Annotated in this window: 11 protein-coding genes and 1 pseudogene; 2 read left to right on the forward strand and 10 right to left on the reverse strand. The window is 76.4% G+C overall.

Annotated elements, in window-relative coordinates:
- Window positions 1-63: 63 nt before the first annotated feature.
- Window positions 64-5205: pseudogene (locus SXIN_RS20935) on the forward strand (DNA repair ATPase); the annotation flags it as partial.
- A gap of 3 nt (window positions 5206-5208) precedes the next feature.
- Here SXIN_RS20935 and SXIN_RS20940 read toward each other — a convergent pair.
- Window positions 5209-5481: a GlsB/YeaQ/YmgE family stress response membrane protein gene (locus SXIN_RS20940; protein ID WP_095758124.1), complete on the reverse strand. Its 273-nt coding sequence runs from the start codon at window positions 5479-5481 to the stop codon at window positions 5209-5211.
- A gap of 360 nt (window positions 5482-5841) precedes the next feature.
- On the opposite strand from SXIN_RS20940, the gene SXIN_RS20945 reads away from it, so the two are divergent.
- Window positions 5842-6288: an ATP-binding protein gene (locus SXIN_RS20945; RefSeq protein WP_095757360.1), complete on the forward strand. Its 447-nt coding sequence runs from the start codon at window positions 5842-5844 to the stop codon at window positions 6286-6288.
- A gap of 152 nt (window positions 6289-6440) precedes the next feature.
- Here the strand turns inward: SXIN_RS20945 and SXIN_RS20950 are convergent, their stop codons facing one another.
- From SXIN_RS20950 to SXIN_RS31335, 9 genes are all read right to left on the reverse strand, one after another.
- A complete protein-coding gene (locus SXIN_RS20950; RefSeq protein WP_019706684.1) occupies window positions 6441-7016 on the reverse strand; it encodes a TerD family protein in 576 nt (191 codons plus the stop codon).
- Window positions 7017-7208: 192 nt separating this feature from the next.
- A complete protein-coding gene (locus tag SXIN_RS31330; RefSeq protein WP_157916323.1) occupies window positions 7209-8153 on the reverse strand; it encodes an NADase-type glycan-binding domain-containing protein in 945 nt (314 codons plus the stop codon).
- 887 nt (window positions 8154-9040) lie between these two features.
- On the reverse strand, window positions 9041-9718 hold the full coding sequence (locus tag SXIN_RS20960) for a phage tail protein (protein WP_095757362.1): 678 nt from the start codon (window positions 9716-9718) through the stop codon (window positions 9041-9043).
- Window positions 9719-9723: 5 nt separating this feature from the next.
- Window positions 9724-11676 carry a putative baseplate assembly protein gene (locus tag SXIN_RS20965; RefSeq protein ID WP_019711343.1) on the reverse strand — a complete coding sequence of 651 codons (1953 nt, stop codon included), beginning with the start codon at window positions 11674-11676 and terminating at the stop codon, window positions 9724-9726.
- Window positions 11676-12122 (reverse strand): GPW/gp25 family protein, encoded by a 447-nt coding sequence (locus tag SXIN_RS20970; protein WP_019711342.1) that lies wholly within the window; start codon window positions 12120-12122, stop codon window positions 11676-11678. Before SXIN_RS20970 ends, SXIN_RS20965 begins: the two co-directional genes overlap by 1 nt.
- Before the next feature lie 169 nt (window positions 12123-12291).
- Window positions 12292-14232, reverse strand: a complete 1941-nt coding sequence (locus SXIN_RS20975; RefSeq protein WP_039823878.1) for a VgrG-related protein — start codon at window positions 14230-14232, stop codon at window positions 12292-12294.
- Window positions 14233-14461: 229 nt separating this feature from the next.
- Window positions 14462-15172, reverse strand: coding sequence for a CIS tube protein (locus tag SXIN_RS20980; RefSeq protein WP_095758125.1), 711 nt, complete (start codon window positions 15170-15172; stop codon window positions 14462-14464).
- 56 nt (window positions 15173-15228) lie between these two features.
- Window positions 15229-15663, reverse strand: coding sequence for a phage tail protein (locus SXIN_RS20985; RefSeq protein ID WP_019711338.1), 435 nt, complete (start codon window positions 15661-15663; stop codon window positions 15229-15231).
- A gap of 178 nt (window positions 15664-15841) precedes the next feature.
- Window positions 15842-16477: a hypothetical protein gene (locus tag SXIN_RS31335; RefSeq protein ID WP_157916324.1), complete on the reverse strand. Its 636-nt coding sequence runs from the start codon at window positions 16475-16477 to the stop codon at window positions 15842-15844.
- Window positions 16478-18373: the final 1896 nt, after the last annotated feature.

Here is an 18373-nt window from a genome sequence, read left to right on the forward strand (position 1 = left end):
GAGCGGGAGCGGCGGCAGACCGGCGCGGGTGGCGCGGGTGGCGCCGGCGGCGCTACGGAAGCGGTGAACGCCGGCACGGAAACGGCCGGCGCCCGTACGGAGGCGGTCGACGCCGGCACCCACGAGGTGCTGCGCGCCCGGCTCGGGGCGCAGGCCCGGGAGCTGGCGCGGCGTGCCGAGGCGCTCAACGAGCGGCGCGCGGCCGTCTTCGGCACCGGCGGGCTGCGGCTCCTCGGCACGGGGACGGTGCGCACCGGGCAGCCCGGGGTGGTCCGGGACGTCGTCGCGGTCGGCGGCCGGCTGCTGGTGGGCGCCAACACCGCCGCCGACGGCGCCGTCCTCACGGCGTACGGGCTCGAACGGGACGGCGTCCGCGGTGACGGCAGCCACAGCGGCGGCAGCGCTGACGCCGGCGACGGCAGCGGTGACACCAGCGGTGACAGCAGCGGTGATGGCCACAGCGTCCCCGGCGGCCACGGCCCCGGCTTCGCCCTCGCCGAGCGGGACGCGGACCCGGTACTGGACGACCCCGGCTTCGTACGGGAGTTCGCCGAGCTGCGCCGCTACTACCGCGACGCCGAACTGCTGCGGCTGCGCCGGACCGGGGAGAGACTCCTCGCCGTGTTCCGCACCGGCCCCACCGACACCCGGGTGCTGCGCTGGCGGCTGGCGGGTGACGGCACGGCGGAGTTCCTCGACGGGCGCGGCGACCGCGACGACACCGCCGAGCCCGCGCACGACGTCACCTGGACCGAGGCCACCCGCGAGGACCACGTCCTCGGCCGCCACCCGCACGTCCGCACCGTCGGCGGGCTGTACGTGTCGTGCGTCGGCGGCGCCCTGGTGCTCAAGACCGCGGACGACACGGAGACCGCCGAGGGCATCCTGAGCGAGCCCGTCGACGAGCCGCTTCAGTCGCTCGCCGACGCGGACGTCGCGCACGCCCGGGTCGGCCCGCTGGTGCTGCTGCGCGTCCGCCCGTACAAGGAGGAGACCGACCGGTACTACGTCTTCAACAGCACCACGGAGCACGCGGTGCGCCTCGACGGCATCGGCGACGCCTGCCGCCGCCTCCCCGGCGATGAGGGCATCGTCTTCCCCGGCGGCTACTGCCTGGCCACCGGCACCGTGAAGACGTTCGACGCCGCGGACACCTCCGGTCTGGCCTTCGAGCGCACCGTGCGGTCCCCGAACGGGGAGGACGTGCTGTACGCGTTCCGGGACCGGGCGCGGGGCCGCGCGCTGCTGCTGTCGTACAACGTCATCCGCAAGGAGGTCGCCCCTCCGCTCGGCTGCCGGGGCCACGCCCTCTTCGACGACGGCACCCTCGTCGTGCTGCGCGAGCGGGAGGACGAGGAGCCCGCCCGGGTGCACCCGGTACAGCTCTGGCACACCCCGTACACCTCCGACACCCACGCCGCGGCGCACCCGCCGGCCGCGGGCGGTCCGCTGGCCCGGATCGGCAACGCCGACCTGGTGGGCGGCATCTCCGCCTGCCTGGGCGTGGTGCGCGCCGTGGAGGACACCCCTCCGGCCGCGGCCGTGTACCGCACGCTGGCCGAGTCCTGTGAGCGGGTCGCCGACCGGTACCACTGGCTGGCCGCCGGGGACTGCGGCGGCCTGCACGAGCCGCTGGCCGCGCTGCGGGACACCGCCCGCCGGGCGCTGGACGAGTTCGAGGCCGTCACCGCGCTCCGGCGGCGGGCCGCCGAGGCGCTGGAGGAGGCGGCGGAGCACACCGCCTCGGTGGTGCGCCGGGTGCGCGGCGAGTCCCCGGCCGGCGCCGGCGAGTGGATCGCCCGGCTGACGGAACTCCGCCACTGCCGCGGCCGGCTCGAGAGCGTGCGCGAACTGCGCTACGCGGACGGCGAGAAGATCACGGAGCTCGCCGCCGGGCTGGAGCACGAACTGGAGTCCGCCGGGCAGCGGGCCGTCGCCTTCCTCGGCCGCGAGGACGCCTTCACCGGGCAGCGCGACGAGATCGGCGAGCTGGCGGACGCCGCCGGCCGGGCCCGGACGGTCGCCGAGGCCGAGCCGCTCGGCGGACGGCTGGACGCGCTCGCGGCGGACCTGCGCACCGTCACCGAGGTCGTCGGCGGCCTGGACATCGCCGACGCCACCGTGCGCACCGGCATCCTGGAACGGATCGCCGAGACGCTCGGCGGGGTCAACCGCGCCCGGGCCGTGCTCGCCGCCCGCCGCCGCGACCTGCTGGACCACGAGGGACGGGCCGCCTACACCGCCGAGTTCGCCCTCCTCGGCCAGGCCGCCACCGCCGCGCTGGCCGCCGCCTCCACCCCGGAGAGCTGCGAGGAGCAGCTCGCCGGACTGCTGCTGCGGATCGAGCAGGCGCAGGCGCGGTTCGCCGCGTTCGAGGACTTCACCGCCGAACTGGACGCCAAGCGGGCCGAGGTGGAGGAGGCCTTCGCCGGCCGCGCCCAGAGCCTGCGGGACGCCCGCGCCCGGCACGCCGGACGGCTGGCGGACTCCGCGGGCCGGATCCTGGACACGGTGCGCCGCCGCGCCGCCGCCCTGGACGGCCCCGACGCCGTCCACACCTTCTTCGCCACCGACCCCATGGCCGCCAAGGTGCGCGCCACCGCGGAGGAGCTGGACGGCCTCGGTGACACCGTACGGGCGGAGGAGCTCCGGGGCCGCCTCAAGGCCGCCCGCGAGGAGGCCGCCCGCGCCCAGCGCGACCGCGCCGACCTGTACGGCGACGGCGGCGGCACCATCCGGCTCGGCCGGCACCGCTTCGCGGTCACCACCCGGCCCGCCGGGCTCGCCCTGCTGCCGTCCGGCGAGGGGATGTCCCTGGTCCTCACCGGCACGGACTACCGGGAGCCGGTCACCGACCCGGAGTTCGCGGCCACCCGGCCGTACTGGGGCCAGTCGCTGCCGTCCGAGACCCCGGAGGTCTACCGCGCGGAGCACCTCGCCGCGACCGTCCTGCACACGGAGGACGAGGACCGGCTGCGGAAGGCGGCCGGGGAGGAGGGCGGGCTGCTCGCACTGGTGCGGGAGGCGGCCCACGCCGCGTACGACGAGGGGCACGAGCGCGGGGTCCACGACCACGACGCGGCCCTGCTGCTGGCCGCCCTGCTGCGGCTGCGCGATGACGCCGGGCTGCTCCGCCACGGCGGTGAGGTGCGCGCGGCGGCACAGCTGTTCTGGGCGCACGGCACGACGCCGCGGGCCCGTACGGCCTGGGCGCGGCGGGCCGCCTCCCTGGCCCGCGCCCGGGCGGCGTTCGGAAGCGCGCCGGAGATCGGCGAGCTGGTGGCCGAACTGGCCGCCGCCATGGCCGCCTTCGCGGCGGAGAGCGGCGGCGGGGCGGGCGCGGTTGTGAGCGCGGCCGGGGGCGCGGGCGCGGGCACGGAGACGGGCGCGAGGACGGGGACGGACGAGGCGCCGCCCGGCGGCCGGGAGGCCGGCCACCACCGGAGCGCCGCCGCGTACCTGTTCGAGGAACTGGCCGCACGGCCGGACGGGTTCGTCACCGGACCCGGCGCCCGGCGGCTCACCGCCGCGTTCCGTGACTCGGAGGCCGGCCGGGGCTGCGCCGAGGACCTGGCGGCGCTCGACGGCGATCTGCCGGCCCGCCGCCAGCTCGCCGCGGCCTGGCTGGGCTCGTACGCCCGCGCCTCCGGCGGCGCGGCGGACGGCGACCTCGCCGAGGCGGTCGCCGCGGAGCTCTGCCCGGACCTGCCCCGCTACCCCCGCGACGCCGCCACGGAGGTCACTGTCGAGGGGCTGCTGGGGGACCACCCGCGCGTCACCGGCGGCTCGCTGCGGCTGCGGTTGGACGAGTTCCTGGAGCGGACGCGGAGGTTCCGCGAGGAGCGGGTGCCGGGCTTCCGCGCCTACCAGCGGCGGCGGACCGCGCTGGTGGCACGCGAGCGGGCCCGGCTGCGGCTGGACGAGTTCCGGCCGCGGCCGCTGACCGGCTTCGTCCGCAGCCGCCTGATCGACGAGGTGTACCTGCCGCTCGTCGGCGACAACCTGGCCGGGCAGATCGGCGCGGCCGGCGACGCCAAGCGCACCGACAGCAGCGGTCTGCTGCTCCTGCTCTCGCCTCCGGGCTACGGCAAGACGACGCTGATGGAATACGTCGCCGACCGGCTCGGGCTGATGTTCGTGAAGATCGACGGCCCTGCGCTCGGCCGCTCCGTCACCTCGCTCGACCCGGAGCGGGCCCCCGACGCGACCGCGCGGCAGGAGGTCGAGAAGATCAACTTCGCGCTGGCGGCGGGCAACAACGTCCTGCTGTACCTGGACGACATCCAGCACACCTCGCCCGAGCTGCTGCAGAAGTTCATCCCGCTGTGCGACGCCCAGCGGAGGATCGACGGGGTGCACGGGGGCCGTCCGCGCCGCTACGACCTGCGCGGCAAGCGCTTCGCGGTCTGCATGGCCGGCAACCCGTACACCGAGTCCGGGCAGCGCTTCCGGGTGCCGGACATGCTGGCGAACCGCGCCGGCGTCTGGAACCTCGGCGACGTGCTCTCCGGCCGGGAGGACGTCTTCGCGCTCAGCTTCGTGGAGAACGCGCTGACCGCCAACCCGGTGCTGGCCCCGCTCGCCGGACGGGACCGCGCGGACCTCGAACTGCTCGTACGGATGGCCGGCGGCGACGGGAGCGCACGCCCCGACCGGCTCGCACACCCGTACCCGCCCGCCGAGCTGGAGCGGATCACGGCCGTGCTGCGGCTGCTGCTCGCGGCGCGCCGCACGGTCCTGGCGGTCAACGCCGCGTACATCGCCTCGGCGGCGCGGTCCGACGCCTCCCGCACCGAACCCCCGTTCCGGCTCCAGGGCTCCTACCGCGACATGAACAAGCTGGCGGAGCGGATCGTCCCCGTGATGAACGACGCGGAGCTGGAGGCGCTGCTCGACGACCACTACGCGGCCGAGGCGCAGACCCTGCACGGCGAGGCGGAGTTCAACCTGCTGAAGCTGGCGGAACTGCGCGGCCGGCTCACCCCGGAACAGGAGGCACGCCGCCGGGAGATCGCGGACGGCCACCTCCGGGACCGGGCGCTGGGCGGTGCCGGGCAGGACCCGCTGGCGCGGGCGGTGGGCGCGCTGGGGCTGCTGGCGGACCGGGTCGCGGCCGTGGAGGCGGCCATCACCCGGAGTGCCCGGACGGGAAGGGCCCCGGCGGCGGGACCCGCCGTACCGGGGGCGGACTCCGCACCCGCGCCGCCCTCAGCGGCGGTCGCGGGAGTGGCCGAAGAGGATGCGGTACGCGATCAGGAGGACCAGCGAGCCGGCGACGGCCGCCACCCACAGGGCCGGGTCGTAGAAGTCCTTGTCGATCGGCCGGTCCAGGTACTCGGAGGACAGCCAGCCGCCGATGAAGGCGCCCGCGATGCCGATCAGGGTGGTGCCGAGGAGGCCGCCCGGGTCGCGTCCGGGCAGCAGAACCTTGGCCACCACTCCCGCGATCAGGCCGAGGACGATCCAACTGACGATGCTCATGGGCGAGTTCTCCCCGTGTGATGACGATATACGCGGCTGATCATCTCCGCGATGGCACGCTTGCGGACACTACAACGACGCTTCCGGTCGGCTTACCGGTGCATCCGGTCAAGAGCAGTGGGCAGCGAAGCAATTACGGTTACACGTGGTGTTGGTTGATGACTGCGAGTAGTGTCTGACGGCACTGAAAGTCAGGAGCCCGGTGCCGAACGCCGTGGACGTGGGGCGGCCGTGCCCGTCCCGGCCGCGGAGGCCGGGGGGCGTCACCGCTCCCGGTCCGGCGTCCGCACCCTTCCCGGACCCGCCGGCCGGCGCGGGAGAGCGGTGGCCGGGGTCGTTGGAGGTCGAGGTGGCGAGGCCATGAGCGTGCAGACGGACGGACCACCACGCGAACCCCGCACCCCGCGGAAACCGCTGCTGGAGCTCTCCTTCGGCGTGGAGGACATCCCCGGACTCCGGCTCCGCGTCGGCGAATGCGCCGCGGAGGCGGGCCTGGCGGAGCCGCGGCGCGGCGACTTCGTCCTCGCCGTCCACGAGGTCGCCTGCAACGCCGTCGAACACGGCGGCGGGACGGGGCAGCTCGTCCTGGAACACGCCGACGGCGCGCTTCACTGCCGGGTGGCCGACGACGGCCCCGGCTTCACCGCGGACCTCGTCCCGGCGGATGCCCCCGGCGAACTCACCGGCGAGAGCGGCCGGGGCCTGTGGCTCTCCCGGCAGCTGACCGACCGCATGGACATCGCGCGGGGCGCGGTCGGCGCGGTCGTCACCCTGGTCATGGGCCTGAGCGGCGGAGCGCCGGACTGACGGCCGCGCCGGCGTCGGGCCTTCCGGAGCCGGAGCTCCCGGCCTCGGCGCGCGGCAGGGGCGGGCCGGGAGGGAACCCGGCCCGCCCCTGTGGCGGACTGACGCGGCGCGGCCCGTGCGAGCGGGCCGGCCGCGCGGCGGTGCGCCCGTGCTCAGACGTTGACCCCGAAGTCCTGGGCGATGCCGCGCAGGCCGGAGGCGTAGCCCTGGCCGACGGCGCGGAACTTCCAGTCCGAGCCGTGCCGGTACAGCTCGCCGAAGACCATGGCGGTCTCCGTCGAGGCGTCCTCGCTGAGGTCGTAGCGGGCCAGTTCGTTGTTGTCGGCCTGGTTCACCACGCGGATGAAGGCGTTCCGCACCTGGCCGAAGCTCTGCTGGCGGGTCTCGGCCTCGTGGATGGAGACCGGGAAGACGATCTTGTCGACCTGGGCCGGGACCGTGGTCAGCGAGACCTTGATCTGCTCGTCGTCGCCCTCGCCCTCGCCCGTGAGGTTGTCGCCGGTGTGCTCGACGGCGCCCTCGGGGCTCTTGAGGTTGTTGAAGAAGACGAAGTGCTGGTCCGAGAGGACCTTGCCGGCGCTGTCGACGAGCAGCGCGCTCGCGTCCAGGTCGAAGTCCGTTCCCGTGGTCGTACGGACGTCCCAGCCCAGCCCGACGGTGACCGCGGTCAGACCCGGTGCCTCCTTGCTCAGTGAGACATTGCCGCCCTTGGAGAGGCTGACACCCATGGAATCCCCTGCTCAATCCGGCGCGGGCCGCGCCCTTGACGATTTCTTTGCCCGTCTGTGCAACGGGTGCGGGACGGAGACGGTTCCCGCCGCCCGGGTGAATTCCGGGGCGGACGGGGCCGGCGGGACGGCCCGGCGGGCGGCCGGGCCGGCTGACCGGCCGGCTGACCGGCCCGTCCCGCCGGGCTCCGCTCAGCGGCGGGAGTACGACCCCGAGGGGCCGAAGAACTCGATCTCGGCGATCGCCACCTGCTTGTCGGCCCCGGCCCCGAACGCGGACACCACCGTGAACCGCACGGAGACCACGTCCCGGGCCCGGAGCGGACGCTGCTGCCGGGCGTCCTGGTCCAGGGTGAGCGTCCGGGTCTCCTTCTTGCCGTCCGCGGTGGTGATCAGCGCCTCCAGACGGCTCGGCCGGGCGCTCTTGGCCAGTTCGTTCGAGCGCGCCGAGACCCCGGGGGTGATCAGCACGTCCAGCGTGTCGACGGGCTGGGCGAAGCGCGCCTCGATCCACTCGCCCGCGCCGTCGCCGGTGATGCCCGGGCCCCAGAAGGTGTTGGAGAACTTGTCGAACGCCAGCTCCGGGCCGTTGTCGGCGTAGGAGCGGGAGGCGGCGTAGGTGTCCGGGGAGACGGGCGCCCGCTTGGCGAAGTGGTCCTTCACCGCCTGGATCGCGGCCGGCGCCATGAAGACCGCCGTGATCACGAGCGCCGCCACCAGGCCCCAGCCGATCAGGGGCAGCAGCCAGGCCAGCCCCCGGCGCAGGCGCGGCCGCTCACCGGCCCACCGCACCTCGTTCCGTCCGGCGAACAGCCGCCGCCACCAGGGGCGGCGGCCGGCCGGGCCGTCGGGCTCGCCCGCCAGGGACATGGCGCAGCGGCGGCAGAAGTGGCGGTCGGGCCGGTTGCCGGTGGAGCACCAGGGGCAGACGGTGCCGGACTCCTCCACCTCGCCGGCGGGCCTGCGCACCTGCGGGCGGGCGGCGTTCGGCCGCCCCGGAAGGACGGGAGCGACGGGGTCCGGCGCGGCGGGGGCCCGCGGCCCCGGCTCCGCCACGGGGACGACCAGGGCGCGGGCCCGGGCCGCCGCGGCGTCGTCCCGCGGCGGGCCTTCCGTGGTGCCGCGCGGGGCGGGCACGGCCGGGCTGCGGTGGGTGGGCGGCTCCGGTGCGCGCCGGCCGTCCCGGGCAGGGGAGGCGGGGGCGTGCCCGGCGGGGCCGGGGGCGTGCCCGGCGGGTGGGGCGCTCCGGGGCACGCCGGGCTGCCCGCCCCGGTGCGGAGCCGGGGCACCCGTGCCGCCCCCGTGCGGTACGGCGCCGGGTGCGCCGGCGGGGTGCGCCGGGGCGGGGTGCGGGTCGGCGGGACCTCCCGCCGTGTGCGGGGCGCCGGCCGGGGCAGTGTGCGCCGTGGGCGGCTGGGCCGGGTGCGCGGGGGGCGGCGGGGCGTCCGTCCGGACGACGTCGTTGCGGACCGTGGGCTCGTCGTCGGAGGAGTCTCGCGCGGCTCCGGCTCCGGCGCCGGTGTGCCCGGCTCCGTCCCCGCTGCCGCCGGACGCGGCTCCGACGGCGGCCGTGTGCGGTGCGCGGGCCCCCGTGCCGCCTCCGCCCCGGCTCTCCTGGGGCTCCGGCGCGTGGCTCGTTCCCCCGGCGGCGGCCGCTTCCCGCGCGGGGGCGGGGGACGGAGGTGCGGGGCGGCCGCCCGGTGCGGCCGGACGGCCCCCGGCGGGGACGGCACCGCCCCCGGGATTCCCACCCGACGGGCCCGCGGAACCAGCGCCCGGACTCCCGCCCGGCGGGCCGCTCACGGCTCCGCCGTCCCGGGCCTCGCCGCCCGTGGCCCCGCTCCGCGCCGTACCGCCGCCGGCCGTACCGCTCCGGCCCGTACCGCCCGTGCCGCCGGCCGGGCTCCAGTCCAGGACCGCTCCGCATCCCTCGCAGAAGGGCTGTCCCGGTTCCGCCTGCGTACCGCACTCCGCGCAGGCGTCGGGCCGTCCGGTGCCGCGGTCCTCCGTTCGGCTGTCCCTGTTCACGTTCGGGTTGTCCTCTCTGCGACGGTCACCGTGACCGTGTAGGGCATGTGGGCGGGGCGGGCCGCCGCGACCAGTTCGTCGAGGCGGGGCTCGGCCCCGGGATCCGGCTCGGGGAGCCGGATCGACACGTGCAGACGCGGGCGGCGCTCGCCGGGGACGGCGCCCAGGGGGCGCTCCGCCCAGCTCGCCGCGCCGCTCTCGGTGATCTCGGGCTCCACGCCGAACACCAGCCGGACCGCCGTGGCCAGTCCGCGCCGGGTGCCGCGCAGCCGGTGCAGGGTGGCGGCGACGGCCACGGCCTCGCGCAGCCGCGCCTCCGCCGGACCGTCGAGCGGGGGCTCCGCGGGCACGCCGGCACCGTTGCCCGCAGCCGCGCCCGCACCGGCAGCGTGCGCCGGTGCGCCCGCCGGTGGCGGCCCGCCGGAGGGGGCGCCGGCGGCGGTGTCCTGCTCCGTCTCCGCGCCCACCCAGCCGCCCAGCCAGGCGGTGAAGTCCAGGGGGGCCAGCGACGGGTCGAAGTACGCCTCCAGGCAGTCCAGGACGTTGAGGAAGGGGGCCAGCACCTCGTCCAGGCCGGCCGTGAAGCGCTGCGCCAGCTCGTCGTCGGCGAAGAGCGCCGGCAGCATCAGGCCGAGCGGCTGCGCGCTGCCCAGTCCGTCGATCGATCCGCGCACCGCGATCAGCCCCCGATCACGCGGACGCGGTGGTCGAACGAGAAGACCAGCGCGGGCCGTTCGAGGTCGATGCGGTCGGTGGCGTCACCGCGCTTGCCGGTCAGCGGATCGGCCGGGTAGAGCCGCACCTCGTCCACGAGTTCGACCCCGGGGACGCGCTGGAGGACCGCGAAGACCTCACCGGCCTGCACCGGATGGCCGAACCGCCAGCCCTTGCCGTGCGCGCCGCCGACCAGCGGGTCCAGATGCCGGTACAGGGCGTCCAGCGCCTGCTGCCGCACCCTGTCGTGGTCGACGCCCCGGAAGGCGTGCAGCGTGGAGACGACCGTGACGCCCTGGTAGTAGGGCGGGCCCACGGCGAGCCGGGTGCCGATGAGGCGCCGCTCGTCCAGATAGCGGGTGATCCGCTCCAGCAGGTCGTCGGCGGGCACCAGTTGCTCGAAGCGGAGCCGCCCGCCCCGGTCGGGTACGGCGTCGGGGACGACCAGCACCCGCACCGCGTAGGCCCCGTGCTCCTCCGGGTCCGCCTCCAGGCAGGTGATGCGCGCGGTCTCCGGAGCGGCGCGGCGGGCCAGCTGCTCATAGTCCCGCAGGGTGACGGCCCGGTCCTGGGCGCGCAGGGTGACGGGCGCGCGGACCTTGGCCTCCTCGACCGTCTCGCCGTCCACGCCGCCGCTCGCCGCCTCGCGGTTCTCCACCCGCGTGACGTACGGCACCGAGCTGCGCAGCACCTGGATGGTGCCGCGGGCGACGTTGCCGGACCGGCCCCCGCCGGTGCGGTAGCGGCGGGCGCGGATGACGGCGCCCTTGCGCGGCACGGCACCGTACTGGCGCAGGGTGCCGTCGGGTTCGCGGACGGAGGGGCCGAAGGCGATCTCCCCGGTGGCCGGGTCGAGCGTCACATGCCGCTCGTCCGGGCCGGATGCGGCCAGGTGGGACACGACCTCCCAGTCGGACCAGCCGTCGTCCTCGGCGACCTGGAGACGCAGCGGCGGGTCGTCGGCGACCACCGGCGGGCGGGCCAGCCGCAGCCGCTGCCCGGGCAGGCCGGTGGCCTCGCCGAGCGCCTCGTCCGTGATCACTTCGGCGTGCACGGCCCGGGTGGTGCCGCCGATGGTGAAGGCGTCGGCGGACCGCAGGGTCGGGGAGGTGGTGTAGAAGGGCTGGTCGGCGGCGGGTTCGGTGACCCGGCAGCGCAGCCAGCCCGCCTCGTGCCGGCCGGTGCGGGAGAGGATGTGCCCGCCGGGGATGTGCAGGATCACCTCGCCCGGGCGGTTGAGGCCGCCGGTGGTGTCCTCCTCCAGCTCGCAGGGCGCCCAGCCGTCGGCCGTCCACGCCTCCCAGGCCAGCGGCGGCTGCCGCGGGTCGACGCCGACACCGTCGACACGGCTGCCGAGTTCGAGCACGACCGCGCAGTGCGGCACGGCGGCGCTGAGCCCGAACAGCATGGCGTCGCCGGCGCGCGGCGCGTCCGCGAAGCAGGTGATGTCCTTGCCCTCGGCCACGTCGTGGGTCCGGTCGGTGGCCGTCTCCCCGCCGGGCTGCACCACGACGTGCCGCAGCGAGCACGGCAGCACGTTGAGGTCGTCCTCGGTGGCGAAGACGACCGCCTCCTCGGTCTCGGTGCGCTCGGTGGCCACCTCCGTGCCGGCGGGCAGCAGGACCGGCTGGGGCTGCGGCGCGGAGAGCCAGAAGGTGATGTCCGCGCGGGCGGCGGAGGGCGGGAAGAGCGTGATGCCGAGCAGGTCGAGGAACGCCAGATAGTTCTTCTCCGGCACCCGGTTGAGCCGGTACACGATCTGGTCGGCCATGTGCGCGACCGTCTCCACCAGCGTCACGCCCGGGTCGGAGACGTTGTGGTCGGTCCACTCCGGGGCGCGCTGCTGGATGTAGCGCTTGGCGTCGTCGACGAACTGCTGGAAGCGGCGGTCGTCGAGGTTGGGGGAGGGCAGGGCCATCAGCGGTCGCTTTCGGTGGCCGGTCCGCCGTCCTCGGCGGAGGCGGAGGTCGGCTCGTCGTGGGAGGGGATCACATAGAACGGGAAGACGAGGCTGCGCGGGTTGTTGGTGCCGCGGACGCGGTAGCGGACGTCGATGTAGAGCACGGCCGGTTCGCCCGCCGTCACCTCCACCTCGTCCACCTCGATGCGCGGCTCCCAGCGGTCGAGGCTGGAGCGGACCTCGCTCTGGATGCGGCCCGCCGTCGACTCGTTGACGGGAGCGAAGACGAGGTCGTGGATGGCGCAGCCGTACTCCGGCCGCATGGGCCGCTCACCGGGCGCGGTGGCCAGCACCAGCCGGATGGCCTCCTCGATCTCGCGTTCCCCGCTGACCAGGGCGATGCCCCCGGACGGGCCGATGCGCATCGGGAACGCCCAGCCGGAACCGACGAACTGCTCAGCCATGGCGGGCCGTCCTTCCGGGGCCGGTGCGGTGCTGCGGTGCGGTCGGTGCGGTCGGATGCATGAGCGGGGCTCCAGCGGTCACGGGACGGACGGGGTCGGGGCGGGCGCGGACAGGACGGACGGGTACGGGCAGGGAACGGAGGCGGGCGGAGGCCGGGGACACGGGCGGTCAGAAGGGGAGAGGCTTGTTGTTGACCATGACGACGCCGGTCAGCGGGATCGTGGCGCCCCGGATCGACACCGCGGCGGTGGCCTGGAGGCTGAGCGCCGCGGCCGACACCACGTTCACCGCGCCGGAGACCACGTTCACCAGCGAGGACTTCACATCCAGAGCGGCGCCGCCGATGCTCACCGCCGTCGAGCCGGTGAGGCCGACGGAGGGGGCGGTGGTCTGGACGCGGGTCGCGGCCGTCATGGTGATGGCCGCTCCGCTCCGCATCGAGATCGGCCCGCCCGCCTGGATGCTGAGGGCCCGGCCGGCCTTGATGGTGACGTCGGTGCCCCCGGTGATGGAGACCGCGCCCTTGCTGTCCACGGTGATCTCGGTCTTCGTGCGGTCGAGGTGGACGGTCAGCTTCTCGTCGCCGGTGCTCAGCCGGACCCCGCGCTTGCGGCGCATCGTCGGCTGGTCCAGCAGGTCGAGCCGGTTGTTGGCGCGGTCGGCCAGGGTGCGGCGGACGACCCGGCCCAGCTTGTCGTAGTACTGCACGTCGCCGCGGCTGGGCTTGTCCCGGCCGTTGTAGAGGCTGCCGATGACGTACGGGTGGTCGAGCGCGCCGCGGTCGAACGCCACCAGCACCTCGTCGTTGACGCTCGGGGTGATCAGCCCGCCGCCCTGGGTGCCGCCGTACTGCACGGTGCGGGTCCAGTCGCTGATGTACTTGTCGTCCAGCCAGGGGAACTTCAGTTTGACGCGGCCCTGGCGCAGCGGGTCCTGCACATCGGTGACCAGGGCGTTGGCGACGCTCGGCAGCCGGCCCCCGTAGCCGTCGCCGCCGCCGGACGCCAGGCCGTAGAAGGAGCGCCACTGGCGGCCGGTGACGGTCACCCAGGTCTCGTAGCCGGAGCCGGCCGCGTAGAGGTGGCGGGCCCCGGTGACGGTGTACTTGCCCTCGAACGGCTTGCCGACGTCGGTGAGCGTGACGGCGACACCCGGGCGCAGCTTGGGCTCGCCGTGCACGCAGACCTCGACCTCGGCGAAGGCGCCGGTGACATCGTCCGCGAGCGCCTTCGCGGCCTGGGTCACCTGCCGCTGGTTGTCGAACGGAGTGTCGGTGCGGGCCAGTTCGAACTTCTGGACCGGCTTGAAGCCCGCGAGGGCCCTGCCCGGCGTGGTCCCGATCAGGGCGCCCTTGTTGGCGGCCCCGGCGGGCGACTTGGCGGTGAGGGCGCTCTTGGCCGAGACGTCCCAGCCGCGCACCTCCACCCGCGCGACCTGGTCGGAGGCGGTGACCGTGGAGCGGCACCGCTTCACCTCCTGGCCGCCGCGGAGCTCCAGCGGGTTGTCGGTGGGGGAGAGCGGGGAACTGGCGGCGGGCGCGCCGGAGGCCCGCTTGGCCGGCGCGAACTGGAACTTCCCCTCGGCGTCCACCGACATGACCACGTTGTTCTCGTCCGCGAGCCGGCAGAGGAAATCCCAGTCGGAGACGCCGGCCTGGGTGATGTACGGGTAGGTGCCCGGCGTCGGGCCGACCTCCCCGGCCGCCACCCCGGCCTCCTGGAGCAGCTGCTGCGCGATGAGGGCCGCGCTCATGCCCCGGTAGCCGGCCACCCGCTTCTTCCGCAGCAGCCGGTGGCCCGCGTCGTAGCCGCGCACGATGCTGAAGCTGCCCTGGCCGTCGTAGTCGGTCTCCAGACCGGTGACCTCCCCGGTGAGCAGCTTGGTGCGCTGCGGGCCCGAGACGGCGGTCAGCACCACCGGGGCGCCGATCTCGGCGTTGACGAGCTGCAGCGCCTCGCGGTCCTCGTCGCGGAAGGTCAGCTGGAAGGCGCCCGGCACCCCGGCGGCGAAGTCCACCCAGCCCTCGATGAGCAGCAGGGCGTCGTCGCCGCGCAGCACGGCGCCGTTGATGCTGACTTCCAGCACATGGGAGCGGGTTGCCTCTGGCACGTCGGTGACCTTTGTTTCCTTCTCGTCCTGCGGTGTTCTCGCGCTGCGGTGTTCTTGTGCTGCCGGTGTGCGGGTGCGGTGCGCGGTGCTCTCGTCCTGCCGCGCTAGGGAGTGCGGGCGCGGGTGCCGGTCCGGGTGCGGGCCGCGGGCCGTCCCGTCCGGTTACGGAACCGGCCGCACGGTGCCCGCCCGCCGCCCGGGGCCCCGGTGCGGGGCGCCGCGGTGCCGGTCACGCACCCACCTCCTCGGGCGCCGGGAGCAGCAGCTCCCGGCCGGGCGGCAGCCGTGACGGGTCGTCGATGCCGTTGGCCTCCGCGATGAGGCGCCAGACGGTGGCGTCCCCGTACTCGCGGAAGGCCAGCGAGGGGAGCGAGTCGCCGGCCACCACGCGGTGCACGCGCCGGGTGGTCAGCGCGCCGGAGGTCGGGTTCTGGCCCGGCTTGCCGCTGGGGATCTCCTCCAGGTGGAGCCGGCAGGTGGCGCGCATCGGCAGCCCGGTGGCGCTGAAGAGCGTGTATTCGACGTCGGCCGAGCTGACGTAGGCGTTGAAGCTGACCGTGGAGAAGCTGCCCCACTGGAACTTCACCCAGGGCGTGGACGGCCGCTTGGCGGCGATGCTGGCCTCCGTCACCTCGCAGCAGGAGAGCAGCAGTTCACAGGCTTTCTGCACATCGTTCGAGCCCGGGTCGTCGGAGCGGTCGAGGAACACCTCCACGTCCAGCGAGCGCGGCTCCGGACCGATGAACTCCGGCGGCGGCGCGTCGCGGACCGCGGCCGCCGCGGTGCTCTTCCACGTGGAGCGGCGGCTCAGCGACAGCTCGGAGGGGTTGAACTGGAACTCCAGCTCCTTGATCAGCGCACCGGGGGAGTTGCTCTTCCCGGTCGGCGGCTGGTGGACGCGCAGGGTGGCCCGGACGAGGCTCTGGCCGGCCCCGCTCATGCCGCCGCCCTTCCCCCCGCTCCTGCCGAGGGCCGGGCCGTTCTTCCGGCCGGCCATCACGCCGCTCCGGCGTCGGTGAAGCCGTGGTGGGCGATCTCCAGGACCTCGGTGGCCACGCTCGGGTTCTCGGGGTCCAGCGTCGGGCCGGTCCAGCTGACCGGCAGGACGTCGACCAGGCCCCAGCGGGCGACGAGCGAGCCGTCCGCGCGGAGGGCGGAGATCTGCGCGGTGGGGCGGGTGACACCCGTGGCGACCTCGGAGATCCAGGCGGCGACGCGTGTCGTGTCCGGGGTGAGGGGGCGGGTCAGCCGGATGTTCGAGAACACGACCCGGGTGGGGAGCTGCCAGACGAAGTCGTTGTTCCCGCCCTCGTGGCGCTGTTCGACCTCCACGCTGGAGGCGAGCCCTTCGCACCCGTTGAACGAGCCCAGGCTCTGGCCGTCGATGGACAGCGTGAAGTAGATGGTGGAGCCGGGATCCTCGGTGCTCATGGGTCGACCTTCCGGTTTCTCTCGTCGGCGGTCCGGCGACCGGGCGGTGGGTCGCGGTGCGGCGCTGGGCTTCGGTGCGGGCGGTGCTGTGCTGGGCGGTGCGGTGTTGCGCTGGGCGGTGGCTGTGCGGGGTGGTGCGTGCGGGGCGGTCGGTGCCGTGCGGGGCTGCGGTGCGGGATCAGCGGCGCGCGTCGCGGAGCCTGCCGATCCGCTCGCGCTCCTGGCGGAGTTCGGCACGGAGCAGCCGGGAGAGCGGGCCGAGCAGCACCCGGGCGAGCTCGTCCAGGCGGCTGTTCTCCCTCAGCAGCCGCATGGTCGGGTGGAAGAGCAGACGGGCCAGCGTGTCCTTCTTCTCCTTGTCCTTGCGGAGCCGCCGCAGCAGTGGTGCCAGCAACAGACCCGCGAGCTGGTCGAGTTGGTCCTTCGTCAGTGACTCCGGGGCGAACCCCTGGCCGGGGCCCCGGCCGCCCTGCGGTCCCGCCTTGGCGGGTGACGGCGGTCGCGGTGTCCGGGGCGCCGCCGTCGCGGCGGGCGCGCGCTGCACGGTGGTGACGCCCGGCGGCTGCCCCTGCCCCTGCCCCGCCTCCGGACCGTCCGATGACGGCTCCGGAGCTCCGGCGGTGGCGGCGCGCTGGATCGGCAGCGGGACGAGAGGAGCGGCCGCGGCCGCGGTGAGCGGCACCCCGGGACGCTGCCCCACGGCGCCGGGCCCGGCTCCGTGCCGTCCGGGCGCGTGCCGTACCGGGCCGGGCGCGGGGGGCGGGCCGCCGGGCACCGTGCGGACGGGCGCGGCGAGCCCCGCGCGCTGCACCACGGGGGCACCGGCCCGGGGAGCCGGTCCCGGAAGGGCCCGCGCCCCGTCCGCTCCGCGCCGTGCGGAACCGGGGGCCGGAGCCGTGCCGGTACGGGAGGCGGGGCGGGGAAGCGGCCCGCCGAGGCCGGCCACGGGCGTCGTGGCGCCGGCCGCGTCCGGCCGCGAGGAGGGGGTGACCAGCCGCTGCACGGGGGCGGTGGCGGCGGGCGCCGCGGGGGCGGAGACGGACGGGGCGGGCCCCGGTGTGCCCGGCGCGTCCGGAGCGGCGGACGGCCGCTGGAGGGGTGTCCCCCCGGGCGCCGGTGCGGCACCGCGTCGGGCGCCCGGCCCGCCGGGCGCGCCCGGACCGGGCGACGGTGCGCCGCCGGGGTCCCGGGACGCTCCGGTCGCGTCCGGGGCGGAGACCAGCCGCTGGACGGGGAGCGACTCCGGACCCGGCGCGCTCGCGGGGACGGCCGGAGCGGTGAGCGGGGTGTGTGCCCCGGCGGGTGACGGCGAACCGTCAGCCGGTGCCGGTGCCGGTGGTGCCGGGTCCGTGCCCGGTGCGGGCACAGGCGTTCCCCCCGGGGCGAACGGACGAGGGGTGGGTCCGGCGACGGCCGCGCGCTGGACGGGCATCGGCGCCTGTCCGGCGCCCGGTGCGGCGGAGCCACCCGCCCGCCGCCCGGCAGCGGGGGACGGGACGGCGGCGCGCGGCGGGGCCTCTCCCGCGCCCGGCACGTTCGGACCGGCGGACCGCGCCGGGGGAGCGGACGCCGGCCGCTGCCCGCCGTCGCCCCGATTACCTGCCGAAAGAGCGCTCGGCGAAACGGAGTTCGAGGGAGTCGCGCCCTGTGCGGCGTCTCCCCGGGGCCCCCGCCCCGCGACCGGACGGACGGGGCCATCGCCCGCCTTCGCACCGGGAGCACCGGGAGCACCGGCGGCACCGGGCCGCTGCCCGCTCGCCGGAGCGCCGGACCGCGCGGAGCCGGGCGCGGTGGCGGACCGCTGGACGGTCGCGGACCCCGCCTCAGCGCGTCCCGTGCCCGCCGCTCCCGTCGGCGCGGGCGTACGCGCGGCGACCGGGCCGCTGCCGGGCTGTGCGGACCGGGCGGCCCGGTCGCCCGCACGGGAGTGTCCCGCCGCCGCCCCGGGAGCCGTCCCGGGCCCGGGCTGCGGCGCCGGACCCGTCCGCTGCTCCGGGGAGGGGGCGGCCGCGCCCCGCGCGCCAGGGGGCGGCGGCGGGACGCGACCGGGGCCGGGGTCGCCGGCCCGCTCTGAGGGCGCCCGGCGGCCGGGTACGGCGGCCGGGGCGGCGGAAGCGGACCGCCGGGCCCGTTCCGTCTCACCGCGGTCCGCACCGCCCGGCCGCTCCGTGGCGGTCCCGGACGACGGAGACGTGTGGGCGCGGGCACGGCGCTGCACGGCCGTGGCCGTTCGCGGCGCGGCGCCGGAGGTCCGGGAGGCGGCCGGTGCGGGAGACCCCGGCACACCGGCCGCCGCGCCGCCGCGCCGGCCGAGGGCCTCGCGGAGCCGTGCGCCGACGCCTCGGCTCCCCCTGCGGCCGGGGGAGCCCGGTGCCGGGGCGGTGCCGTCGCCGGTGTCCCCGGGCAGGGATCCGGCTTCCCGAGCCGCCGGAGCGGGACCGGAGGTTCCGGGCGCCGTGGACGGTGCGGCCGAGCGCTGGACCGGCAGGTCCGGACCAACGCCCCGGCGCGGGGCGCCGGTTGTCGTGGTCGCGGCCGGTCCGGCGGGGCCGGGGGCGCGGTCGGCCGCGGACGCGTCCCGTGAGGTCCGGTACGCGGGCGCGGGGTCGAGGCGGCGCATCCGGACGGCCGGTGCCGTGGCGGAGCGCTGGACGGCGGGCGGCCCGGCCGGGCCGCCCCCGGCGAGCCGGAGCGGCCGGGCCGTGGCCAG

The organism is Streptomyces xinghaiensis S187 (assembly GCF_000220705.2).
Taxonomy (GTDB): Bacteria; Actinomycetota; Actinomycetes; order Streptomycetales; family Streptomycetaceae; genus Streptomyces; species Streptomyces xinghaiensis.